Origin of the sequence: Hydrococcus rivularis NIES-593 (assembly GCF_001904635.1) — a bacterium.
GTDB lineage: Bacteria > Cyanobacteriota > Cyanobacteriia > Cyanobacteriales > Microcystaceae > Hydrococcus > Hydrococcus rivularis.
Map to the genome: position 1 here is coordinate 1 of NZ_MRCB01000027.1, position 25,877 is coordinate 25,877.

At 40.3% G+C, this 25,877-nt stretch carries 19 protein-coding genes and 1 pseudogene; 16 read left to right on the forward strand and 4 right to left on the reverse strand.

Annotated elements, in window-relative coordinates:
- Nucleotides 1–55 precede the first annotated feature (55 nt).
- Nucleotides 56–436 (reverse strand): annotated as a pseudogene (locus tag NIES593_RS17725) (hypothetical protein); the annotation flags it as partial.
- 199 nt (nt 437–635) lie between these two features.
- Here NIES593_RS17725 and NIES593_RS17730 point away from each other — a divergent pair.
- From NIES593_RS17730 to NIES593_RS17805, 16 genes are all read left to right on the forward strand, one after another.
- Complete coding sequence (locus NIES593_RS17730) at nt 636–2,273, forward strand: AAA family ATPase (protein WP_073600847.1); 1,638 nt, start codon at nt 636–638, stop codon at nt 2,271–2,273.
- Between the two features lie 124 nt (nt 2,274–2,397).
- Entirely contained in the window at nt 2,398–2,964 is a 567-nt protein-coding gene (locus NIES593_RS17735) for a DUF192 domain-containing protein (protein WP_073600848.1), read from the forward strand.
- 371 nt (nt 2,965–3,335) lie between these two features.
- Entirely contained in the window at nt 3,336–3,932 is a 597-nt protein-coding gene (locus NIES593_RS17740; RefSeq protein WP_073600849.1) for a hypothetical protein, read from the forward strand.
- 93 nt (nt 3,933–4,025) lie between these two features.
- Complete coding sequence (locus NIES593_RS17745; RefSeq protein ID WP_073600850.1) at nt 4,026–4,361, forward strand: hypothetical protein; 336 nt, start codon at nt 4,026–4,028, stop codon at nt 4,359–4,361.
- Nucleotides 4,362–4,403: 42 nt separating this feature from the next.
- Entirely contained in the window at nt 4,404–7,232 is a 2,829-nt protein-coding gene (locus NIES593_RS17750) for a hypothetical protein (protein ID WP_073600851.1), read from the forward strand.
- A 112-nt stretch (nt 7,233–7,344) separates the two neighbouring features.
- Nucleotides 7,345–8,076: a hypothetical protein gene (locus tag NIES593_RS17755; RefSeq protein WP_073600852.1), complete on the forward strand. Its 732-nt coding sequence runs from the start codon at nt 7,345–7,347 to the stop codon at nt 8,074–8,076.
- Between the two features lie 70 nt (nt 8,077–8,146).
- The gene (locus tag NIES593_RS17760) at nt 8,147–9,298 is read left to right on the forward strand and encodes a hypothetical protein (RefSeq protein WP_010993862.1); all 1,152 of its coding nucleotides are present in this window, start codon (nt 8,147–8,149) and stop codon (nt 9,296–9,298) included.
- Nucleotides 9,299–9,311: 13 nt separating this feature from the next.
- On the forward strand, nt 9,312–10,088 hold the full coding sequence (locus NIES593_RS17765) for a hypothetical protein (protein ID WP_073600896.1): 777 nt from the start codon (nt 9,312–9,314) through the stop codon (nt 10,086–10,088).
- 24 nt (nt 10,089–10,112) lie between these two features.
- Nucleotides 10,113–11,942 (forward strand): TrbI/VirB10 family protein, encoded by a 1,830-nt coding sequence (locus NIES593_RS17770; RefSeq protein WP_073600853.1) that lies wholly within the window; start codon nt 10,113–10,115, stop codon nt 11,940–11,942.
- A complete protein-coding gene (locus NIES593_RS17775) occupies nt 11,939–12,790 on the forward strand; it encodes a hypothetical protein (protein ID WP_073600854.1) in 852 nt (283 codons plus the stop codon). The genes NIES593_RS17770 and NIES593_RS17775 overlap by 4 nt, the downstream gene beginning before the upstream one ends.
- Before the next feature lie 5 nt (nt 12,791–12,795).
- Nucleotides 12,796–14,208 (forward strand): hypothetical protein, encoded by a 1,413-nt coding sequence (locus NIES593_RS17780; protein WP_073600855.1) that lies wholly within the window; start codon nt 12,796–12,798, stop codon nt 14,206–14,208.
- 143 nt (nt 14,209–14,351) lie between these two features.
- Nucleotides 14,352–16,139 (forward strand): type IV secretory system conjugative DNA transfer family protein, encoded by a 1,788-nt coding sequence (locus NIES593_RS17785; protein ID WP_073600897.1) that lies wholly within the window; start codon nt 14,352–14,354, stop codon nt 16,137–16,139.
- Between the two features lie 86 nt (nt 16,140–16,225).
- Nucleotides 16,226–18,739: a hypothetical protein gene (locus NIES593_RS17790; RefSeq protein WP_073600856.1), complete on the forward strand. Its 2,514-nt coding sequence runs from the start codon at nt 16,226–16,228 to the stop codon at nt 18,737–18,739.
- Nucleotides 18,740–18,956: 217 nt separating this feature from the next.
- The gene (locus NIES593_RS17795; RefSeq protein ID WP_217651956.1) at nt 18,957–19,841 is read left to right on the forward strand and encodes a hypothetical protein; all 885 of its coding nucleotides are present in this window, start codon (nt 18,957–18,959) and stop codon (nt 19,839–19,841) included.
- 144 nt (nt 19,842–19,985) lie between these two features.
- The gene (locus NIES593_RS17800) at nt 19,986–21,506 is read left to right on the forward strand and encodes an RNA-guided endonuclease InsQ/TnpB family protein (RefSeq protein WP_073600858.1); all 1,521 of its coding nucleotides are present in this window, start codon (nt 19,986–19,988) and stop codon (nt 21,504–21,506) included.
- A gap of 132 nt (nt 21,507–21,638) precedes the next feature.
- The gene (locus NIES593_RS17805; RefSeq protein WP_073600859.1) at nt 21,639–22,481 is read left to right on the forward strand and encodes a hypothetical protein; all 843 of its coding nucleotides are present in this window, start codon (nt 21,639–21,641) and stop codon (nt 22,479–22,481) included.
- Nucleotides 22,482–22,820: 339 nt separating this feature from the next.
- On the opposite strand, the gene NIES593_RS17810 is transcribed toward NIES593_RS17805, so the two are convergent.
- Genes NIES593_RS17810 through NIES593_RS17820 form a run of 3 tightly spaced genes read right to left on the reverse strand, consistent with a single transcriptional unit; the run spans nt 22,821 to nt 25,616 of the window.
- Nucleotides 22,821–24,359 carry a tetratricopeptide repeat protein gene (locus NIES593_RS17810; protein ID WP_073600860.1) on the reverse strand — a complete coding sequence of 513 codons (1,539 nt, stop codon included), beginning with the start codon at nt 24,357–24,359 and terminating at the stop codon, nt 22,821–22,823.
- Nucleotides 24,356–25,162: a P-loop NTPase family protein gene (locus NIES593_RS17815; RefSeq protein ID WP_073600861.1), complete on the reverse strand. Its 807-nt coding sequence runs from the start codon at nt 25,160–25,162 to the stop codon at nt 24,356–24,358. The genes NIES593_RS17810 and NIES593_RS17815 overlap by 4 nt, the downstream gene beginning before the upstream one ends.
- Nucleotides 25,163–25,175: 13 nt before the next feature.
- Complete coding sequence (locus NIES593_RS17820; protein ID WP_073600862.1) at nt 25,176–25,616, reverse strand: hypothetical protein; 441 nt, start codon at nt 25,614–25,616, stop codon at nt 25,176–25,178.
- Nucleotides 25,617–25,877 lie beyond the last annotated feature (261 nt).

The following is a 25,877-nucleotide window of genomic DNA, read 5'->3' on the forward strand; positions in this document are numbered from 1 at the left end:
TTGGTTAGCTTATGTACGGGCTGATTACCGTGATTCAGCTAACAACGAATCGCACTTCTTCTGCAAAGCGGATAACCAGCCAGTTTGCATCGACAAAACACTTGTTTCTATAGTCATCATCGCCGATACAGTGGGTAGGCTTCCCAGTTGCAAATGAGATAGGCTCATCAACCTCCAAGTCTATGTGTAAGCCAGTATTTGGTTCAATCATCAGAAAATCAGCCGTAAATGGTAGTCGATGCCCTGGTGGAAACATCACCTGCTGAGGAGAAACAATTTCACCAAAATAATGTTTGAGAACATTTTCAAACAGCCCCTCACTTGCCCCAATTGGTGCATCTCCTTGTCCAGACGGAAAAACTAAAGGGGTAAACTGTTTTTTGTCTTTAACTAACTCTGGAATAACAACGATTGGATATTCCGGTGTTTTGGCCATAACTGAAAATCGAAAAACTTGGAAAACCAGAACTCTTGGCAATTATCTAAATTCACAACACCATTACACAATCAACAAAATACTGAAAAGAAAGCAACTTTTTTCTAATTTTTTGGATTTAGAAATTAGAAAATTATCAGTTATCGTACAGCATACCTTCTAGATAAGATTGCTTCTGATTACGCTACAAGCAACTAAGATGAAGTCTAGCTTTGAGTATCTAGAAGACCTGCTTGCGGACAATTATCCAATCATCGCCTGTGAATCCCCCCTCCAAGAACGTCACCGCTTCCTCATTCGTATTACTACTTCCTGTCAGCAAGTAGGTAAGAAAGTCTATATATGGAATTTAAGCGAGGACAGTATTAAAGAATTAGCCGTCAGCATCGAAAATAATCTTATTTTTCAAGAGTTTCACGACTATAAATCTTCCATAAAACAAAATACAGAAGATTATTTTCAAGTACTCAATTTTTGGAGGGTTTATTCTGGCAGTGGAGTACTAATCATTGAGAATATTTTTCCTTGGTTAAAAGAAAGCATAACTAAAGATACTGAATTTCTTCTTCTATCAGAATGGATTAAGTCATCGCTAGTTAATCTAAAATTTCATACAAACAAAAGTGATAAGACTACCATATTACTAGGAGCCAATGCCGAGTTAGCAAGCGAAATAGCAGCAGGAATACCCCTTTGGAGTCAAGAATTACCAGATACACAAGAAATTATTGATAATTTAATCAACAGTAATTTATTTCCTTTAATTTATACTGAACAAGATTATTTAGAAATTGCTAACGCTAGTGCTGGTCTGTATATTTCTGATATTATTCATTGCTTAACCGATATTAGAAAAAATCATGACTTAGGAAATTCCAGTGAGATAGCAAAGCTTCTACTAGCAAAAAAAATTCAATTGCTCAACCGCTTGTATGACATCGAATTCTTACCTCCACCAAAAGTCGAACTTGGTGGGTTAGAACTCATGCAGCAGTCATTCAAAAAGTTCAAGCGATTGCTTACCCCGCGTGCCAAACAATACAATCTGCGCGTACCCAAGGGAATTATGCTTGTGGGGCCACCGGGGACGGGAAAATCACACTCAGCAAAAGCCTGTTCCCAGAATATGGGTATTCCCCTCATCATGGTCGATTGGGGCAACTTTAGAAGTTTTGGCAACCAAGCAGAAATGAAACTCAAACGCTTGTTGCGACTGGCAGATAGGCTCAACCAAGTAATTTTGTATTTCGACGACTTTGATAAAGGCTTCGCCGGGGATGATGACCTCGCCAAACGGCTGGCTGGTCAGCTTTTGACGTGGATGCAAGAGCGCACGTCAGATGTACTGGTCATCGCGTCAGTTAACCGTATGGAATGGCTGCCACCCGAACTCACCCGTGCTGGACGGTTTGACTATTTATTTAAAGTAGACCTGCCCAATAATGGAGAAAGATATAGCATCTTCAAACTGCACGCTGCCCGGTTCGACGAACGCTTTCGCAATGGCGGCGACCCCTGGAGTGAGGAACAGTGGCGCAGAATTCTTAAAGCCACCAATCGCTGTGTAGGTGCAGAAATCCAGACAATTGTTGAACGCGCCGCTAGTACCATATTCTGCGAAACCATAACAGAAGATACCTACTCAGAAAGCCAACTCTCCACACTCGAACTAACAATCGAGGCATTACTAGAAGAACGTCGTCAGATTAACCCGCTTGCCATCCGCGAAGCCGATAGAGTCGAGTCGATGCGTAACAAAGCTGACCAACAAGCTTTACCTAGTAGTCCTCTAGACGAAAGCAAATTTGCTGTTGGCAACATTGATATTTTCAGCTAGCACACCTCATAAATCAATTCAAAGTTTCATCATGTTTGGACAAAAGCAAATGTAACCAAAACATTTCAACTGTTCATAATGCTTGCCATTTCTAACCACTTTATTACTTTATTTATCTAAAACTATGGAAGTCACAAGACAAACTGCTCAAACCAACATTCAAACTAAACAAGCACAAAATTCAGAAAAAAGCCTATTTTACCAATTCATCAAATTTATCAAATTTGTTGGGCCGATTGCTGGTTTTACTGCTGCCCTCTCACCCCTACCGCTATACTTTTGGACTCGCCAGCCCCAGTATTTACCTATTGGCGCAACCTTTACCAGTAACAATCAAACAGTTCAACTCGAATTAGCAGACGATAGAAAGGAATATGCCCACGGACTCAAATTTCGTAATTCGATTTCTGAAAATCACGGAATGTTATTTGTCCTCAACAAACCTGAAAAAGTTAAACTTTGGATGAAGGATACGTATATTCCTTTAGATATGATATTCCTGCGAAATGGAGTTATCAAATCAATCGTAGAAGCAGCTCCCCCTTGCAAAACCAAAATCTGTCCTAAGTACGATTCAGTCTATCCTGTTAACCAGGTTATTGAACTACCTGCTAACAGTACTAAAACCCTCAATCTTAAAGTAGGTAAGAAAATCCAACTCGATTTCAACACAAATATAATGCAGAATTAGTTGACGGAGAGTTGATCAATCACAGCAACCTAGCGGTAAACAACCGTAATTACGCTACCTCATATATCAATCTTTGACCCCCGATATAGCTTATATCGGGGGTCAAACATTATGAAATCAATCACTGATTTAATTATTGGAAGTTGTCAAGCAAATTTGTCTGAGTTTTTACTGAATGATTTACTGAAAAACATAGTGTCTAAAAATAGAAAATTTTTAGATGATTTTACGGTTATTAATCTCATAAAATAATTTCACAAGTGAGAAGTTGGAGCAGATATTTACTCCAATCAAAACTTTGGTAAAAAGCAGTGTTTCGACCTTAGTTACTCTACAAAGTTTCATCCACTAATTTCTGAAATAATCTTTTTATGAGAACAGACTACGAATCTGATTTTGGTAGCGATCGCGTTCCTTCCCACAAAGAATACGGATACTCCATTCCCAGCCGTCGCCGTCGCAACTGGAAAGAAAACGCTAGCATTGCCGGACTAATGGCAGTTGGTACTGGCTTGATGATTGCAGATATCTCACTCCACCACATGGTGATGGCATCTCTCGCGTTTGGAACTGGCATTGTAGCGTTACTACCTAAAGAAGCAAACTTGCTACTTTCCAACTTTGAGAAATGGCAGCGCAAGTATGGCATCAATATTTATACTGTTCTGTTCTGCTTGGTAGGTGTAGTATTTATGTTGGACATTGCCACTGCACCTGCAAACGCCCAGTTCATGCAAAACGCAGAGGACTTCTTCACAGAATATTTTGAAGGTATTGACGAAACAATCATTCGATATGTATTTGCAGTACTGCGAGGTTTGTTCCTAATTTACCTTGGTATTGGTCTTATTAGGGTTGTTCAAGCAGCCAGAAACGACGAAGATTGGCAAACGATCGCCCGTACACCAATTATCGTTGCCCTCACAGTTGTAGTCGGAGACTTGCTTGCAGGACTGGTAACAGGCTGAGGAGCCATTCGTCAAAAAAGCCACCACGAGTGGCACAATTCCACAAGTGCCACTCATCAAGATTTCAAAAACTGACTTTCGTCTTTCGTCATAATGGCCAGAGAACGGGAATTTCGTACTGTCAACCGCGTATTAGGAGAACAGCCACGCCTTGGGCCATTTCCCGCCGACCAAATTGTTCCCTGGAGTGCGATCGCTCTCATCTCCTACATGGTAGTCAAGGGCTTTATGCAAGCTTCTTGGCTGGCAACTGGAATTGTAACTGCTTGGGGATGGGCAACCTGGTGGACGGTAAGTTCCAACAAAGCCTTCTTCGGTAAGTTTGTCGGCACGCCGCGCATCACCCGTGGCTATAAACCTTTTATTTCTCTCGTTAATCCTTTACAACCTCAACCCAAGAAAAAGCACCAGCTGAAAAAACGCAGATAAAGCTCCTCAAGTAAAAAATATCACTGAACGAAACTACAGGCTATGAGTTCGACCGCCTCAACGAAAATAAAGGACAAAATTGGTAAAAAATCCCTCGATATCGAACAATTAGGTGTTGTCAAAAATCTGACACCGTTTGAGGATATTACTCATTTAGCTGGGATTGCAAGTATCTCGCTTGCTGGTCGTAGAGATATCGGCGCACTCATCCTCCAGAAAAAAGAAGATATTCAAATTAAGTTCTGCTTCGACGTACAAGGAGTCCACCCGTCTTTACCAGAAGAACAGATTCTCCCAATTTTTGAAAATATTGAGGGTGGACTCAAAGAACTTCCCGAACGTGAAACCTTGACAATTCATCTTGGTTCGTTTACTGATGACTTTCTCCGGCAGCAGGAACTAAAAAAGATAGAGGATAAATGCGATCTAGAGCAATTAACTTTATTAGTGCGATCTGAACGTCTGCGAGCAAGAGAACTCACTAAAGCAGGAACTCGTAAAAATAAGTTTTTACGTTTCTGGTGTACCTATAGTGTCCTTGCTTCTGAAGATAGTCGCTCAAATGATGCAATTGAAAAAACTATCAAACAATTGCAAAATGCCTGGTTCCAATTTACTGGACAAATTCACGGTGTTCGGCAAGAACGAATTGAAACAATTTTACGGGATAGTTTTACCTCTGGGTTTCAACGGTGGGAACAACTTTTCACAAACTCGATGGGACTTTCAGTACGAGCAGTCACGAGTGAGGAAGTATGGTCAATTCTTTGGAGTCAATTTAACCGTAGCGATGCACCCAAAGTTCCCAATCCCCTCATATTAGATGAAGAGGGACTTCGAGAAGTTCAAACTAGCGATTTCCATATTCGCCACCTGATGCTGGAGAATGAAAAATCTGTCCCGTTTCTCGATCGCAGCTGGGTAAGACTGCAAGACAAGTATATCGGCGTTCTTCAGTTCAGCGAAAAGCCCCAAGGCTGGGTAGACGAATACGCCCAGCTTCGGTATCTCTGGGAGGTAATATCCAAAGAAAAAATCTCCGACACTGAGATTATCTGCCAGCTATCTAAAGCCAACCAGGGACTTGCCAAAACTGCTCTGCAACGGATTACCAAACAGTCAATTACCTCCAGTGCCATGTCTTCAGAGAAGGGGTCAATTGACGTAAAAGCCAATATGAACATTGAGGAGGCAGTTAAGGCACAAGAAACTATCTTCAGAGGCAGTCTCCCGATTCATACTGCTGTTGTTTTTTGTGTCCATCGTCACAGTCGTCAAAAACTTGATGAAGCTTGTCAATACCTTTCTAGCTGCTTCTTGCGACCTGCCGTAGTTGATAGAGAAATAGAGTATGCCTGGAAAATATGGTTACAATGTGTACCTGTTGTTTGGGAAAACCTACTTACAAGGCCCTTTAACCGTCGCCTGCCTTATTTCTCATCAGAAGTTCCCGGACTCATGCCGATAGTTAGAACAGCTACAGGAGATAAATCTGGGTTTGAGCTAATTGCTGAAGAGGGAGGAACTCCAGTACATCTTGACTTGTACAAGCAGCACAAAAATCTTGCCATTTTTGGTACTACCCGTGCGGGTAAATCTGTCTTAGTAGCAGGTCTATTAACACCTGCCTTGGCTCAAAACATTCCCGTAATTGCGCTTGATTATCCTAAACCCGATGGTACTAGCACGTTTACTGACTACACCAAATTTATGGGAGAGGAAGGGGCGTATTTCGATATTAGTAAAGAGTCGAACAATCTATTTGAATTACCTGATTTAAGGGGATATGAGCCTGAAGTTATTAAAGAAAGGATGACCGATTTCAAGGAATTCTTGAAATCCACATTAATGATAATGGTACTAGGGACAAATCCTGTAGGGGTAAGTCCGACAACAGTATCAAATATTGAAAGTATCATCACAATCACAATTGAAACTTTTTACAACGATGAAGATATCAAACTTCGGTACAAGCTAGCATTAGAAAATGGATTGGGAACACCTGAATGGGCAGATATTCCCACACTTAAAGATTTTTATAATTATTGTTCGCCTGGATTTATCAAGCTCGATTCCATCACCAATAATAGTAAAGAAATTCTCGATGCCCTTGACCAAATCAGATTGCGATTAAAGTTTTGGCTAAATTCACGAGTTGGGCAATCAATCGCCAATCCATCTAGCTTTAGAACTGATGCTCGATTGCTTGTATTCGCACTGCGATCGCTTGGGAGTGAAGCCGATGCCGCAGTCCTTGCCCTGAGTGCCTATTCCGCAGCCTTACGTAGAGCTTTATCATCTAAAGTATCAATATTTTTCTTAGATGAAGCACCAATTTTATTCAATTTTGAGAGCATAGCCGAGCTAATTGGTAGACTCTGCGCTAATGGAGCGAAAGCGGGTATACGTGTAATTTTATCTGCCCAAGAACCAGAAAGTATTTTCCAAAGTAAGTCTGCTTCCAAGATATTTGCTAACATCACAACCCGCCTGATAGGTCGGATTCAAACATCGGCCGTTGACCCATTTGTGAGCAGGTTTAAATACCCTTATGAAATTATTTCGCGTAATAGTACCGAAGCATTCTTCCCAAAACGTGAAAGTATTTATTCACAGTGGTTACTTGATGACAATGGCAAACTTACTTTCTGTAGGTATTATCCTGCTTATTGCTTACTTGCAGCAGTCGCAAATAACCCGAACGAGCAAGAATTACGCACTCTATTTCTCAATAAATATGTCGATAATCCAATGCTGGGTATGGTGAAATTTTCAGAAAGCTACATACAAATGCTTCGGGGAGATGAGTTAAGTCAAGAAGCACAACAATTACTGGATAACAATAACAATCAGCAATTAAATTCAGCATAAATTATAGAAGAAAAGCTAAGAATAATCTGGATTTATAAAAACAAGAATCAATAACTCATAAACAAGTGGCTTAACTTTAATTGCCACATTGATTATTTTATCCACGAAAAGTATGAAACCAAAATTCAAGTTTACTAAGAAAGGAGTAATAATCGGGTCAATAATTGGTCTGGTTACTTTATTCGGCACAGCACCCAGTTATGCCTTTTCAATTGACGATTTTTTCAAGGTTTTAGGGAAATTCAATAACTATTTTGAGGAAACCAAAAAAGAACTCACTTCAGGAACTAATAAATGGGGTGGGATGAAAGGCGAGGCTAAAACAGCTATTCAGACTGGCAGTATGGATATGCCAGACCCAGTAAACTCAGCCGAAAAACTAAAAGAGCAACTTAAGAGCAAGGGTAACTGGAATGAAAGCAACACAGTTGAAGCTGCGGTCAGTGCAGCTAACGAACTGGAGAGAGAAACCACCCGCGCCACGATCGCCAGCGTCTTAGGGGAAGTCGGTCAGGAACGTACCAAAAATGAGATAGAAGCAACTGAACAAACTGTAGCTGAGTCCAAAGAACTCGCAGAATCTGCACAACCAATGGATGCTTCACAAAACATCCTCAAGGTCATTGCTGCCCAAAACTCCCAAATTGTCTCAATGTTGGGTCAATCTCGCATTGACGGACTGCAAACACGGCACGATGCCCAGCAAACTAACCTGATGCTAAGTCAACTTGCTGAACAGGGGGCAAGCGATCGCCGTCGTCAAAACCTGATGATGGACGGTATCAGCGCCCAGTATGTCGAAATCAGTGGGTTTAGCAGTCTCAAAACTACCGCAGGTGAATAATTCACCCTAATTAGTTGGTCATCTCTGCAATTGAGATGACCAATTCTCTATCAGGTACATAATACAGATTATGTTAGAACATCTTGTAATTGCAACCGACCCATTCTTCGGGCAAGACATTTTAGAAAATGCGTCAGCTGGAGCGCAATTAGTAGCAGAAGGTTTCAATGAACTTTGGCAAGAAACCCTCAACGGTAACTTGTACGGCTCGATGTGCAAAGTTGGTCAGTTTTTTGCGATCGCCACACTCACCCTTTTTATGGTTGAGTTAGGCAAAAACTGGATAAATCAAGAAGATATGAAAGCCCTCTCCAGTTGGATATGGCCCATTCTGGTTATCGGACTACTAGCTAACAATGGCACTTTACTCAGAAGTGGAACACTCGCCATTCGGGGATACATTAATACTGTTAATAATGACATCCTGGAATTTACTGCTGCCGGAGCCAACCTAGAAGTAGCATTCAACCGCGCAGTCGGCAATATTGCCCTCCAGCAGCAAGTAGGGGCGGCAATGGAAAGATGCCGTTCCATCCCTGGTAACACGCAAGATTCAATCACCTGCTTGCAACAAGCAGAAGCAGAACTTAAAACCTCTGCGCCCGATCTATTTAAAGGAGAAGCCCCCGATAGCGGTAGTTGGGAATTTAACCCACTTCAGGCTTTATCTGATGCCAAAGACGCGCTCGAAAATCTCTCCCCTGGTCAAATCGCCGAAAAGATTGGTAATACTATCACCAGTACAATCGGTTCGATGATTACCGGATTTGTCGCAGTCATCCTCCTCGCCCTCAATAACGCTTACCAGTGGGGTATCGAATTTACGATGCTTTTAACTGCCCTACTTGGCCCGTTGGCAATAGGCGGTTCGCTACTCCCCTTTGGCGCAAAACCTATTTTCGCTTGGCTAACTGGTTATTTCACCGTTGGAATGGCGAAACTCTGCTTCAACATGATTATTGGTTTGTGCGGACAACTTATCGCTAATTCCGAACAAAATCAACCGATGATATTTCTGCTTTTTGTTGGGTTAGTTTCTCCTATCCTGGCATCTGCATTAGCCGCAGGTGGTGGAATAGCTGTTTGGACAGGATTAGGTAAAACAGTAGCATTTGGCTCTGAAATTGCAGCAGGAATTGCTACAGGTGGAGCAAGTACAACTGCTACGGTTGCTGTCAATGCCACTAAATTTGTTAGTTCCAAAATCAAAGTTAAAAAGTAATTAACAAATAATGATGCTTAAACCTAAGTCTAAATCTCAACCAGCTCGGCTCCTCAGTTATGGTCAATCTACCTCCACACCTATTGCAATGGCGATCGCCGTAACAGCAGGAGGAACTATCTTATCTACCCTATTGCAAATAATAAATATTGGCATGATTGCTAGTACAAATCATCATGTCAAAGGCATGACGATAGTTCAACTCCAAGATGGGTCTATTTCACCTGGTAAATTTGCTGCTCCTAATGAACGCGAAGCCGAAACTATCAAACGCTTTATCTCAGATAGCATGATTAAAATGTTCGGCTGGAACGGAATAATCGAAGCAACAGAGAATGGCGAAAATGTTACTAAACCTGATAGGGGAATAGATATTCAAACAACAAAAAATAGTAGAAAAAAAATTCCTACTAGAGCCTGGGAAGCTGCATTTGCACTATCTGAAAATCAAGATTTCCGGGCAAACTTTCTTAAGAAATTAGCAGAAATTGTGCCAAGTGGTGTATTTAACGGTGAAATTCAAGTTTCACTCGTCACCCGCCATATCTCTGAACCCAGAAAAATCAAGGATGGACAGTGGGAAGTTGATTATATCGCTACGCTCGTCAGCTTTAATAGGAACGAAAACCAAGGCAAAGGAATTGCATTTAACAAAACAATTACTGTCGAAGCTGTCGATACTCCCAAATTACCAAATAAGCCAACTGAACTCGATAAGAAAATTTATTTAGTACGAGAACCAGGTTTAGAAATTACTCAAATTGTTGATTATAACCTCGGTAAGAAATAAAAATCATTAATCAATCATAAAACTATGTTACAGCTAGAAAATGAGGCTTCCAATAAACATATATCTTCCGTAAATAGTCTTTTACCAATCGATATTGCAGAAGAAGATGAAGTTGAAAATTCACAATTTGAGGTGGTTGAAGAAGATGAAACTGAAGTAGAAGACCCCGCATTAATCCAAACTAAACACGACTTTGTTACATCTCCCTGGTCAAGGTTAGGAATTATTGGTGGTGCATTTGGTGCCGGGTTTTTAGTTATATTTGTTGTCCTCAACGGCATGATGAATGGGAGTGGTAAAAATGCCAAAAAACCAGAATTAACTACTACTCCAACTCCCACGGTTGCCGCATCTGAGAAAAAAGAAGGCGATGTTTATGCCAAGCTTGCCCTCGCCAAGCAACAGGAAGAACTTGATGCCCTAAATGGTCAAGCTAACACAGAAGACAAAGAGGAGAAAAAAGAAGCTACTGAAGAAGAACAAGCCAAAAACCAAGAGAAAACCCGTTCTATTCGACAACGAAGGGTAGTTGCTCAAGAAACTCCCCCTACTTCCAGAAGACGTGTATACCGGGAAGAAACACCCGAACGTGTTAGACCAACACGTAGAGTAGTGGCCTCACAGCCAATACCACCTCTGCGTCCTAGCGCTCCTCTGCCAAAATTTGCCAAACAATTAGTTGCCAGCAACCAGAGTGTCGCCAAAGACCCAATAGCTGAACTCGAACGCCTGCGTAACCTGGGTTCGGTTGGTCGAGTTGAGTATATGCTAGCCAGTACCACTGTCAGTGAACCTACAAACACAACAGTACAAGAAGTTACAGCTAAAACTGAAGAAACATTACGCCCAGCAGAACAAAATAGCGATCGCTCCCGTCGCCGCCGTAGCCGACGCAGCGAGAATACCGAAACAGTTACCAATACTCCTAATCAAGTTGAAGAACTGCGCCCCCGTTGGCAACCGGTAACTACAAATGATAGTACTCCTGAGTATGGCAATACTGGTGACAAAGATAACAATCAATCCGTGCCAGTTATTTATAGGTTCTCGGTGAAAGAGCCACAAATTAGCTTGGAACTTGACAAAGAAAAGACCGTAGAATCCAGTTTTGCTAGTAATAAAGAAAACAACTCTACTCTGCAAGTTGAGCAAGTTGCAAATAACTACTTGCCAGAAGAAGCGCAGATACTCCAAGAAACACAACCGCAGTATCTAGTTGTCGGTTCGTTTGCAAGTGCAACCCTGGTAACTCCGCTCGTTATGCCCCAAACCAGTAATAACAGTCGTTCCCAGGAGCAGACAAATACATTACGGTTTGTCGCCCGGTTGGACGAGCCGCTTTATAGCAATACTGGTGAAATAGCCATTCCCGCAGGAACGCAGGTAACTATCGCTATGATTTCGGTTGATAGCACATCAGGCGTGCGTGCCGAAGTCACGGCCATTCTCAAAGACGGCACAGAATATCCTCTATCACCTGGAACAATATCAGTTTTGGGAGAGGCGGGTTCGCCCCTAATCGCCAGACCTTACGACGACAAGGGATCTGAAATTGCTAAATATGATGCCACATTAGGGACAATAGCTGGTCTTGCCAAGGTAGGGGAAATTATCAACCAGCCTGATGAAGAAGTCACAGAAGATTTGCCTTTAGGTGGGACAAGAACCCGCAGCCGCAATAATAACCGCAACTTAGGAGCTGCTTTCCTTGAAGGTGCTTTTGGCAAACTTGGCGAAACAGTCAGCAAGCGTACAGAACGTGCTACTGACGAAATCAATCGCCGTCCCAATGTTTGGTATGTGCCTAAAGACACCAAAATCACAATCAAAGTCGATAGGTCAATCAAGCTGTGAAACTAAGAGATATAGCCGATTTTAGTTTAAGGATGCCTTGGGCGATTGCCTCTGGCACTGCGCTCCGCGCAATCGCCTTTGGTGGGTGCCTTACCATCGCCACCATGCTTGCACCAAACCAACTTGTACTAGCAAATACTATCCGTCAAGTTGCAGCGTCCCAGGTGTCAGGAGAAAATGCCCAATTGCAGACAGTTAAGGTCTGGCCCGGACATGGGGTATCAATATCGTTCTACAACACCAGAGAAATTATCAAGAAAATCTGGCTGGATGACCCATCTAGGTTTGTTTTTGATGTAGACGGATGTCTTGAGGGCTTGGGTAAGTGTTTTGGAAGCAGCACGGGCGCAGGACTAATTCACATTCGCCGCATCGAGACAGTCAAAATCCCCGGTTTACCACAAGCTCCTTACGGGGCGCACATGACGGTGATTACCGAATCTGGCTCAACAAGGAAAAGCTATCACTTCCGGATTGTAGCGGGCAGTGGCACACCAGAGTACAGCCAAATTGAAATTATTGGCGATACTCCCAGCAAACCTGAAGAAGTAAAACCAAAGGTTAGTTACACCGCATTATCTGATAGCAGACATATCGCCAAAGGGATGCAAGTTGCCCTCAAAAACCAGTGGGTTACGACAGACAGCAAGCTTTGGAAGCGTCTGAACCAACTTGTGGAGTTGCGATCGCAAGGAGAGGAACTTGTCGTCGCCGCCAGCACCGCCGGAGTATCAATGCAATTGGTTGAAAAACTCATGCTACTGGGTGGAAAGCGCTTGTTAGAAATACCACCACAGCGCAATAACCCTCTGACAACAACAAATCCAGGTAAAACAAGTTTTAGATAACAGTGATGTATACCAAAAATCTCACCTCTAACAACCAAATTTTAGATACTACAGCAGAAGTAACTGCGATCGTACCAGTGAGAGCTGCAAGTCAGGAAACTACTCACAACAAAACCAACCGAGCGCTTGAGTATCGGATGGAAAAATTTAATAAATTACGCTACCTAATGGTTGCAGGACTTATTGCTGGACTTGCTCTACATGGGTTAATCCGATATGGAGGTAGCTATAATATCGGCAGTCTCTTATTCGGCGATAAAGCTGTAGCTCAAACAGTTTCATCGAAGTATTCAAATTTGAACACTTCGATAGATAAGACAAAACAAACCAAACAACCACAGCCCGTTGCAACTAAATATGTCAATGGCGCACCTACTCCCGATTGGAGCAGTATCACGTTTAGAAATATGAAGTTTGGCGGTGCTGGCAGCGTCGAATTCCCTAATATCAAAAACCCTGGTATGAAGGAGACACGCACCTGGAGTGCTGGACAAAGCCTTGCCGAAGTCATGGAACTGGGTGATTTTGAAGCAACTGAGTTCAATATTGAAGATTTCACGCTTAAAGATATCGCTGACATCACGGGCATTCAACTTAAAAATCTCAAACTGTCAGATTTTGAAACACTCGATTGGCAAACACTCGAAGACCTCGCCGAAGCAATTCCTAATTTAGAAGATTCAGAAGTCGGAGCCATCCCACCAATTCAAGAACTAGTAACCAAAGTTACAGGCAGCACCGCAAGCTACCAAACTGTTGGTGAGGTGCTGGACAATTATCCCCAACTAGGAGAAGTGGAACTTGGTGAGTATGTCAAACTTGATAAATATAAACTCACCAGCATCCCTGGTATTGAGGATGCACAACTAAAAGACTTTACTAACTGGCAAAACACAACAATTGGCAAGATTCCGGGATTAGCTGATGTACCGTTCGATCGGTTCCCCAGCGTTCCCATCCCCGATGTTAGCTTTATCGGCAAAGTAGACTTACCTCTCGGTTCGCTTGAAAGCGGACGTTGGAAGTCGATAAGTGGTAGCTATCAAGCTGGGTTTAATGTCCCGTGCGAGAAAACGTGTGGTCACATCGAAGTTTCGGGTAGCGATATTGTGACTGGCGCACAATGGATGTCCGGTAAAGACCAAAAAGTTAAAGGCGGATTTGGCATCTTGGGCAGCCTCAACGGTGGAAAAGAACCCACAGGTCGCCACCCCTTTGGGAAATCATTTAAACAAGTCATCTGGGACATTAACGAAGCGGACGGCAGTATCACCACCGCGATGTTCTTCCGTATCTGCAAGCGGGGATGGGTTGACTTGGGCTGCTCGCCCTACTTCATTGGCCCAGTTCCCTTCTTCACCTACCGCGAGATAGACCCAATTATCCTTGGTACACCCCTCACCGTACCAAAGAAGTAACAAGTGAAAAAGCAATCATAGAAGAATTTATCCTCTTTAACTTTTGACTTGGAGAGGACACACCAGATAACTAATGAAGAAATATGCAACTTCACTTCACCGCATATTTCTTCTATTTCCTCATGCAATTAATACAAATTATTATGAATAATTACCTGTTTGCAACTGCTAAAACTAAGACAGTTAAAGAAGTAAAAGCTGCTCATAAAAATAGCAATACTGACTTTAGTAAGTATACAGATAAGTTCATGTCACCTCAAGGTTTGGCACTTGCAGGGGGAATTGGCTTATTGTTGCTTTTACAGCTTTTTAGTAATGGTAAAAAAGGCAAGCTTGCTACTAGCTATTGGGGTGGAGCAAAGGAAACCGCTCAAGCTAAGAAAAAAGCCCTCAAGCAAATCGTCGCTCCTAAATGTGATAGTGCCAGTTTATATATTGGAGTACACAAATACAAGGGTCAAAAATTACCCAAGGGGAGTGGGGGAGTTCCAGTTTATGTACCCGATGTCCAACGGGGAACTGCTGTAATTGGCGCACCTGGTAGTGGTAAATCATTCTCAGCTATCAACCCGATGATTTACTCAGCAATTGACCAAGGATTCGGTATAGTACTATACGACTTCAAGTATGCCAGTCAAGCCAAAATCGCCAGTTATGCCAAATCCAAGGGGTATGACGTACATATCTTTGCACCGGGATTTCCCGAATCAGAGGTATGTAACCCAATCGATTTTTTACGCGACAGTAGCGATGCTGAAACTGCACGGCAGTTAGCTACGGTAATTAACAAAAACTTCCGCCTGTTAGGTAATGCGTCTGAGGATGCCTTCTTTGGCCCCGCCGGCGACCAGTTGACGCAGGCTATTTTAATGCTAACCAAAGAGTTTGGCGATGCCTCCGGCGGGCATAGCCATCGCGCTGATATTATGACGGCTGCGGCAATACTTTCTAGCGAGAAGATGGTCGAACGCTTGATGGCAGCCGAACTAAATCCTTGGATTAGGATAGCTTTTGGTCAATTATTTAGCTCGGCTGGCTCAGAGAAAACTGTAGCGGGTATCGCTGGTAGTGCTTCATTGATGTTCACCCGGTTCATGGCAAGGGGTACATTGGGATGCTTTGTCGGTAAAACAACCTTGCCTCTGGAGGTAAAACGCAAACAGATGATTATCTTCGGGTTAGACCGCGAACGCCGCGATGCTGTCAGCCCTCTGATGACCAGTATTCTTCACATGGTAGTTTCCCGCAGTATTGCCAAAAAACGTAAGGAAGACGGCCCATTAGTAGTGTGTCTTGACGAGTTGCCAAGTATCTTTCTTCCAGATTTATTTAGATGGCTTAATGAATCTCGTTCCGAAGGATTCTGCGGTATCCTGGGTTGGCAAAATATGGGTCAGCTTGAAAAGATTTATGGTAAAGAAATCTCTAAAGCTATCCTTGGTGCGTGCGGTACAAAATTTGTTTTTAATCCTGGTGAAGAAGAATCAGCACGATTATTTTCTGCATATTTAGGTGAAGAGGAAATTAAATATAAACAAAAATCCCGCTCAACGGGAGGGGGTAAAGCCAGCACATCTATCAGCGAACAAGAACGGACTCGCAAGCTATTTGAGCCAGCCCAATTCCTCAAATTACCACCTGGTAAATGTCTATTTATCAACCCAGCTTATAGTAATAAAAATGAGGGTTCAGTACCACTATTAAAAAACATCAAAATACCCAAATATATCATTAAATTAGAACAAGAAAATGACGCTCGCTGGGATAAACTCATCAAAGAACTTGCTAGAAAAAGTACCCAGAAAAAACCCACACAGGAAGATTTAGATTTACGAGTCAAGGAAGTAGATCGGAAGTTCCCTATACCACAAGCACCCGTACAAGCGGGCAATGCACCGTTACCTGTTGATGCGTACAAGAGCTTTTTCTAAAAACTTTAAGTTTGATGACCAACTGGTTTTTATAAAGCACAGTCAGACAGCTTGAATTTATAGATTATTTTCACCACATTTAATATATGTTTGACTCCAGACACACTCAAATTAATGAATCATATTTAGGTACAGCCGATACTGCAATTCAAACAAGTCGAGAATTAAGTAAAAGCCTAATTAATGCACTTATTAAGATAACTAAAGTAATTCTCGAAAAACTCAAAGAAGCTCAAGAAGCAAGTAAAATTGCCGTTGAAGTTGGCAAAAATATTTACAATCTTGTACCTGATGAATCTACCCCTGGTGCATATAAATGGGAAAAGGTAGATTTAACCAGCCAAAGTATAAAAAGCAATCAAGAAACTAATATTGTGTTAATGCCCGATTTATTAGCAGAAGGTCAATACACAATAGAAACTGAACCTTTTACTGACTATCAAGCACAAACAATTGCTGCAAGATTAGTAGAAGATGTACCCAATTTCAATAGTGATTATCAGCAAACAAGTGATAATACTCTAAAAATTACAGCTTATCTAGAGTCAGATGGTTCAGAAAAACAAATCGTTATCTACGAACAAAATAGCGAAGGTAAATGTACAACTAATCTCGTCACTGAAATACTTACTCCAGATGAAATAATAGATGTGGCAAGTGAACCATTAGTTAAGCTACTACCTCCATCTGCTGACATTATTAACAATCATAAAGATACAAAAGAGTTATTATTTGATAATGGAAATACAGATATAACAGAAGTAACTCCACCATTAGATAATTTACCAGTAATACTGAACGAAGATAATCAACAATTAAATTCTGAAATTATAACCACATCAGTTAACTTGGATTACGAAGAAGAAGCTGCGGTAGGTTTTCTAGATGATATCGATATTAGTAATTCACCCGGCTTTGACTCCCCACCAGATGTAGATTATTATCAGTCTTCTGTAGTCAAAAACTATCCTGAAGCAGTAGAGCAGACACTCAGCGAACAATCTAAAACTAACCTTCAAACAGTCGAATCAAATACTTCACAACAGTTACTACAAGATGAAAATAGCGAAAACAGTTCGTCTATAAATCAAGAAATTAACTTATCTGTTGAAATAGAGGTAGATAACAGTTTTGAAGATAATGTGGTCAATAATCTTCAAGAAGAAATCGTACAGTCCGAAGAAACTATTCAAATTCGACGGATAGTTACTAGTAACCATCAATCTCAAAATCAAGCTGAAGAGGAGGTAAATAAAAATGTAACTCCCAATCAGTTTTTTGCACAAGAGCCAGAGGAACAAGCAACTAATAAGCGAAAAAAATATGCACCTGAATTTACCTATCAAGAAGTAGCTAATTCTCAAGATGTAGAGCCAGCAGCGCAACAGTGGGCGCGTCAGGTTGAAGTACCTATTTATCAAATTAATAATAAACAAGCGCGGGAAGAACGTTACAGCGGGGAAAATAAAGACATTGCTGAAACCGCGATCGCAATGTTAAAAAAATACGGCATTCTTGAACAAGATGGTTCACGTATTTACCGTAGCGATACATTTGTGATTCGCCAACAGGGAGACACTGTTAGCATTCACCGCCGCAGTGATGAATTATTTGGGTGGGATAACTCTTTGATGGATTTTAAACTCAACAAGAAAGAGGAACCCAAAATCACGAAAAAGCCTACAGAGATGTTACCTATTGAACGGCAGGAGTTTCTCATTGTGGCAGAATACTTAGGCGACAATGGCAAGCTACCTGACCTCAACAATGCCGATATCCGTGATGTAGCAAACAGCTTGGGAAGTCTTGCACCTGCCGGCACAATTAAAACGCTGGAAGTATTTAAACAAAATGAGATGTTGCACACCCTGAATAATGTCCTCATCCAGGCTAATAAGGAAGAACTTACAGTAGGTGAATTTACCATCAAACGATCGCGCAACCCCGAAAAAAATCGAGCCAGCTTGCAATTATTTAAAACTACCGAAGAAAAAGGTACTCAGGAACTTGTCCGGTTTGACCTAACTAAAACCGAAGCTGGCATTACCAAAGAAGTCAGCAAGATGAACATCTCTGACTACGATATTAACCAAATTAAGTTTATTGCCCAAAACGCCAGCAAACTCAACCTGGAAAAAATTTTTGGTAACGAACAATCTACTCCCACCACCGCATCTGCACCCAAAAAACAAGTAATACAAGCAGTTGGCGATCTGCCTGTCACAGTTCACCCTTACATCGCCGAGGAATGGGCAAATATGGTCAAGCATGGTGGCCCTGACTGGGGAGGGGCAATGAATCAAGGCAATGAAGAAATTCTACAACGGATAAATGAGAACAACGGCAAGTTACCAATTGCCGACCAGCGAGAGATGTACTTCAAGATTATGACCTATAAGGCAACTGAAGCACAAAAGCAAGGAGAAACAGTAGTCGATTTTGTTCCGCTTAAAGATATTATGAATGACTTGCAAGTATGGCGAGGAGAAGAAATTCGGCAGCAATATACCCCTACTGAACATATACACATACCCTCCCCTCAAAAGCAAACTGTCGCTGCTGCTGCACCTAAAACCAAGTCAAGAGAAGTTGAACTATAAATTACCCATTACCAAGTTTGCAAAGTAGCATTGGCAATATAAAAACTTTGATTTAGAAGTTACGCAAATTTACATCAGTTGTAAATTTCAAATTCAACAAGCTTTTCATTTATTTTAATGATAAGTTTATTGTTTTAAATAACACAATCTAAGTAAAAATTACTACGTAAAGCTCACGCAGATACTCAATGTAGTATTTCAAGCGAAAAATCAAAAAGTGAGCTTAACATCTGAATTAAAAAATAGAAATTCACCTATCAGGGGATGGTTTGACTCTAGACTAAACCAGACAGTTATTAAAATGATTAATAGCCATAACCAACTATTAGAAAATCAAGAAATTATCAAGCCAGTTGATGGTGTAGATTTTCCATTGGTAGGAAATGCGAGTGCTAAAGCACTAGCTAAGTATCTAGGAAGCATCTATGAAGATAAAAGATGGTTTACTAATTGTCTTGCTCAGGTTGGAGCCAAAGCCCTCAAAATAGAATATGCTTTTGATTACTGCATTACAAATTCCAATTCACTTGAAGAAGAAGCTCTAAAGTGTATGCTGCTGGGTGCATTAGAAAATTATGCACGCAGCCGTAACATATATGAAATTATTCAACCTTTTCTACAAGGAGAAAAAACCCTTCAAATTGAACCAGAATATTTCAAAAAATGGCTTCCTAGTATTCAAGATACATCTCAAATTATCGGTATTTTACCCCGTACTTGGCAAACTGTAGCTAATCAAGTGAGTGGAAATATCACCTGCAATGCTTCATACCCTTTAAGTGAATATCTTGGAGGTGCTGATTGCCAGATAATCGCTGGAAATACTCTCATCGATGTACGAACAACTGCCAAAAAGCGTCCCTTCTCTCTAGAAAATTTTTACCAACAAATTAGTTACGTCCTGCTTGATAGCAATGATACCTATAGTATCAATCAAATGGTCTGGTTTTACAGCCGCCAACAGTCGGTATTCTTCTATCCTACTGACAAAATATTCCGCGACTTGCAAGCAACAAGAGAAGAATTTAAGAAAATGATTCTTGATAACTATCACACAAATAGGCTAGCAGAACAAAATAAGTGTTTATATCTTCCCCAGTAAGGATAACAATATGATTCAAGACTTTCAACTTAATCCTAGCTTCAATATTTACTTTGATGGTATGGAGTATCATAGTTTTCTACAACGCACCTATAATGATAAAATACAGAAAACTAATAAATAAGTATTGGGAGGTGATAAATTTTGGCAGCAAAAACACCTAGTTTTATAACTGAAATTCCATTAAAAACAACCTCTAAAGACATGGCTATACTTGCTGCCAGATTAGAAGCAGGAAGACAGTTGTATAACGCTGTATTGTCTGAAGGTTTAACTAGATTAGAATTAGTTCGTAATTCTAATCTATATAATCAAGCTAAACTAGTTTCAAAAACTAACAAGAAAGAACGTGCTACAGCATTTCAAAAAGCGCGTGAAGCTTATAGATTTAGCGATTATTATTTACAATCTTTTGCCAATACAACAGCTATAGCTAGTGTTTGGATTAAATTAAATCTTGACGCTCAAACTATTCAAAAAATAGCAACCAGAGCGTTTAAAACTTTAGAAAGATTAATTTATGGAAAGGCTAAGAAAGCTAGATTTAAACAAAAAGGACAGTTTGCGTCTTTAGAAGGTAAAACTAACAAGCAAGGTATTCGCTGGACTGGTTATAGTGTTGAATGGTTAGGGTTAAAACTTTCGGGAATTATTGATAGTAATGACCCTGTATTATTACATGGTTTAAATTCTAGGATTAAATATGTTCGCTTAGTGCGTCGTATTATCAACCAAAAAACTTACTGGTACGCTCAGTTAGTTTGTGAAGGATTAGCTTATCAAAAGCCAAAAAATGTTATTGGTGATGGTATTGTTGGTGTTGATTTAGGTGTTTCAACTGTTGCAATAGTTGGAGATAATCAAACTATTTGGCAACCATTCGCTGAAGAATTAACTTCTAAGCAAAAGAAAATTAGAAGATTACAGCGAAAGATGGACAGACAAAGACGCGCCAACAATCCTGATAATTTTAATCCCAATGGCACTGTAAAAAAAGGTGTAAAACGCTGGCATACATCAAAACGATATCAAAAGACTGCTAACAAAAAACGTGAAATTGACCGCAAACAAGCAGGACACCGTAAGTCTTTGCACGGTCAATTAGTAAATCAAACATTAGCTTTAGGTAAAACAGTTAAAACTGAGAAAATTAATGTTAAGGCTTGGCAGCAAATTTACGGTAAGTCAATAGGTTTTAAAGCACCATCAAGTTTTCAATCAGAACTAGTACGCAAGGCTGAAAGTGCTGGCGGTACAGTTCTAAAGTTCTCTACTCGAAAAACTGCACTGTCTCAAACTTGTTTGTGTGGTAATAGGCAGAAAAAATCATTATCTCAACGTGTCCATGATTGCTCAGAATGTGGATTACGTATGCAACGAGATATTTTCTCTGCTTATTTGAGTAGGTACGTTGATCCAAAAACAGAAACTCTGTCAATCCCATCAGCTAGAAATGGTTGGTTAGGGATGGAACAATCCTTGCTAGACGGTTGGCGGAGCGGGTCAAATCAATCAGCGAGAACTGCGACTAGTTCAAAGTCACCTATCAATAATGGGTCAGAGTTGATGTCTAGTAATCCAATAGCGCGTGAGGAGTCGGAGCCAGTGAGGGCAAACGAAACTTGCGTAGCAAGTTGGAACCTCATGTCTTTAGGCATGGGGTAGTTCAGTATGGGAAGAATCGCCCACAACCTCAATCTGGTGATCAACAACTTGCTTGGATAAAGAAGGAACTGGAGCAAGAAAAACAGCTTGTTTTAAATATTTAACCCAGCAGTAATAACACCAAAATAATTTATGGAGACTACAAAGCGAATAATTAATATAAGTGGAAAATTCGGTAGTTGGACTGTATTAGAAAAACAAGGAAAGCAAGTATTATGTAAGTGTGATTGTGGAACTCAAAAACTTGTCTACAGTCACACTCTCACCAATGGTCGCTCAACTAACTGCGGTTGTAAGAAAAGAAAAGAATCTATCCAAGTTGGGGCAAATTTTGGGAGACTAACAGTGATATCTGATGTAGAAGTTAAGGGGAAAAGGGGTGAACTACTCCTCCTTACCCTATGCAGATGCGGAACCCAAAAATATGTTAGTAAAAATAGCTTAAAAAGAGGGCTTACACAAAGTTGCGGATGTTTGCAACGGGACAGCCTCAAAACCGATAAAACTATCCACGGTCACTGCAAAAGCCACGAGTATAACTCCTGGTTACACATCAAGCGCATCTGCTATAACAAGAACCACCATCAGTACAAATATCATGGCGGGTGCGGCATTGAAGTTGATGCATCCTGGCGTGATAACTTTACCCAATTTCTAAAAGATATGGGATTAGCACCCGAAGGAACAGTTATATCTCGTATCGATCAAGAGAGTGACTTTGCCCCCGGAAATTGTCTATGGATACCCAGAAAAGAACATTATCGTCAAATACATGTATTAAGAAGAAAAGAATTCTTTATTTCTCAAACTTTACCCAAACCAGTCGTTACCAATAGTGAGATTAATGTTTCACCAAACATTGTTCGAGCAATCATCAAAGATCATGCAAATGGTGAAGCCAACATGAATAAACTTGCTACACAATATAAAATTAGCACTCAAGATGCAATAAATATTATCCTTTACCACGTTTAACTATCAATTTATTTTTAATAAAGGTGCGCCATCAATTAAAAAGGCGCACTTTTTATTTTATAGCAAGTATTTAGTTTTAAAACACACATCAAATTAGTAGATTAATTACCACAATTGTTACACACATCAGCAAGGTAGACATTGATGATTAGTGATTCAGGAAATAATCACTAGACTATGAAGTCAAAATACTTTCCGCCAAAAAGGAAACCATATCCCCTATCGAATTGATGGAATAATAATGACTAATAGCAACCAACAACTCAAAGTTTACTATCCTTGTGTAGTTCAGATTTTAGATCAGTTTGTACAGACAATATCAGTGCCCAATCCCTCAAATTACCACCTGGTAAATTTCATTAAAAAGAGCAATATAACTACAAAGGGAAAGAGAACTACATTCAATAGAAGATACAAAGCAAGTTGTATTCTACCTTGCTGAGAGAATTTTATCAGGGACTTTGACCACTGAGGAAAAGGCATTTCTTCTAAAATCTCAGGATCTTTCAAAATGGTATAATGTTGACAACATATCCTAATATATTCTCTTAATTTTCCCAGTTCTAGATACAACAAGCTCAAAGGTAGTAATGTGATTGCTTCATCCTTTCGGCTACCTATGGAACGATATAAGCGAATTGCACTATGGTAATATTCTAATGCTCTTAGTTTATCACCAGTATTTTGTAAAGAATAACTTATTGCTATTGCTCTGAAGGTTTCTGCTTCCTGATAATCATCGCCAATATCATGAAATAATCCCAAAGCTTGTTCGTAGTTTTGTACTGCTTCATCAATACGTTTGACATCCAACAAAACATCACCGATGGCTTTTAAAGTTGTTGCTTCATACTCGCGATTACCTATCTCACGGTAAACTACTAAAGCTTGTTCATAACGCTCTAAAGCTTCTTCCTGACGACCATCAAGTAACTTCAACAAATTACCAATAGCTTTTAAGATGTATGCTTCCCCATCATAATAGGAAATTTCACGATAAATTGCTAAAGCTTGTTCGTAGTTTTGCAACGCTTCTTCCCGACGATCAAACTCTAACTTCAACAGATCACCAATAGCTTTTAAGATATATGCTTCCCCATAGGCATCATTAGTTTCACGAAATAATCCGAAAGCCTGTTCGTAGTATTGCATTGCTTCTTCCCTACGTTTGAGATGAAACAAAACGTCACCGATGGCTGTTAAGGTTTTTGCTGCATATATGTCATTTCCTATGTTACGGTAAAATTCCAATGCTTGTTCGTAATGCTGTAAAGCTTCTGTTTCTTTATCAAAAAGTAACTTAACTTTACCTGCCCAATAATAAATATCTGCCATAGCAGACATATCAACACGATTTGATTCTACTTGCTCCAACAGTTTTCCAATTAAAGATTCTAACTCACTATGACGAAAATTATTTGTCCAAAATCTTGCCAAATTAAAAAGTTCGTAATGATGACTATTAGCATCTACAACAGCTAGATGATAAAGCCATTCAATTTGGATCTCTGGTTTATCTCCATTAGAGAAATATTCCGCCGCCCTTGCCGATAGTATGTAAAATTCGTCCTGATATTCCCGCCAAAGATATTCGAGCATCACCTTGCGGGTGACTTCGTGGATATCATATCCTCTTTTCGGAAAAACTTCTATAAAAGGTAAATTGAGCAATTCAGAATAAAGCTCTGCAATTTGTGACTGAAGTTCTGGCCGCAAAGCTGCCAAAACCTCTGGATTAAACCAATGGGGAATAACCGCAGCCCAAGCAACAGATAATAACTCTGGAGACAGTTTATTTAAGAAACTTTCCGTAATCACCCATATTTGCTCTGCTTCAGTTTTTGCCTCTTGCAGACGGGAGAATAAATTTTCTTTCATTTCTCCCAATCCTTGGCTAGAACCTCTAATGATTCACGAATCAGTTTTGGTGATTTACCCTTTAAGACGCGAATCAACATTTTAATTGCATCCTGCGAAAAAGGCCATCCAACAGATTGAGAGAATTTATACCATTCCGTTTCGCAATTAATCAGTTCTAAGTCTAAGCAAATTTTTTCAGCCTGATTACCCCAAATAATATTATCTAGTGATGGAACTTTTTGTCCAGCAATTACAACCAGCCAGTTAGTTTTATGAACTACAGCTTTTAGAAAAACACCATCAATCCATGTTCCTAAATCAGTACCTACTGTTTCAAATGTATCTAGAAAGAAAATTAGTTGCTGATTTAAGTTACCCAAATCATGCAAAAAGGATTCTTGTAATTTTATGAGTTTATTTGCCTGTGTAAATTTATTTTCGTCTAAAACCGTTTGAATAATTTGCACATTTAAAGATCCCAATGTCTTGTTATCGCTGATATTCGCTGTTTGGGAGTTGAGGAGGTTTGTAATACAAGTAGTGAAGTTGGGAAAGAAATCGACTCCTATAACTTCACAAATATCATTAAATAAGTAAGGAACATCAATAACAGTTTTCAGATCAATAGTGATAACTTTGGACTTCGATGAATTGTATTCTTTGGTAATATCAATTAATTTGGAAATTAATTTCGTCTTACCATAACCGGGTGGTGCTTCTAACAGGAGTATGCGTGCGGAATTCTCCCCATTAACCATCTGCTGAAAAAAAGCTAGTTCTTTGGTAAAGTTAGCGAGGAGCGTTCGGTTACTAAGCTGCATCGTCAATCCTTGACTACTGTTGCTCTGGTTCTACCTGAATTTCCGTTATCAATTCAGCTTCTAAAGGCTTTTTAGAAGTTTCTGGGAGATAGTTCTGTGGTGGCTGTAGGTTGCTTGTATGTTCGCTACGAGTTGGAGATGAAGTAGAAGCAGCTTGTTCTGGTAGAGAAACCTCGATTTGGTTTTCACCAAACGCTGTATTCCCAGTAATTTTAGTCTGATCGCGTTTTACTGCTACTTTATTTTTGCCTATAAGATTATTACCGCTAATGTCTACACTATAAGGATTTTGGGTAATCAATTTTTGAGGCTTTCGTTTTGCCGCAGTCACCTTTAACTCTGCTTCTCCCTGAGAAGAGGCACGAATGAATAATTCCGACAAGCGATCGCGTAACAAGAATACTAGTACTATAATACCGACAACAACAGTACCAACGATATAAATAGTCTCCATGAATTTACTTAAGTTTTTTGATATGTGGTAAATAAATCATAACTTAAGTCTGATCGCCTCATAGACATCAGCACTAATTTCATATCGAGCATCCCTGTAATAATTCAACGTATCAAAAACCTGTACCAGGGTGAGGTGAGCCAAACATTAAGCAAGACATCCGTCCACCAAGTTTTAGCGATCACTGATTGCCATCGGCTGGATTAACGATAAAAAACTCAGAATTTCTAGTTTAGCCCACCTTCCACACTTCAAAATGTA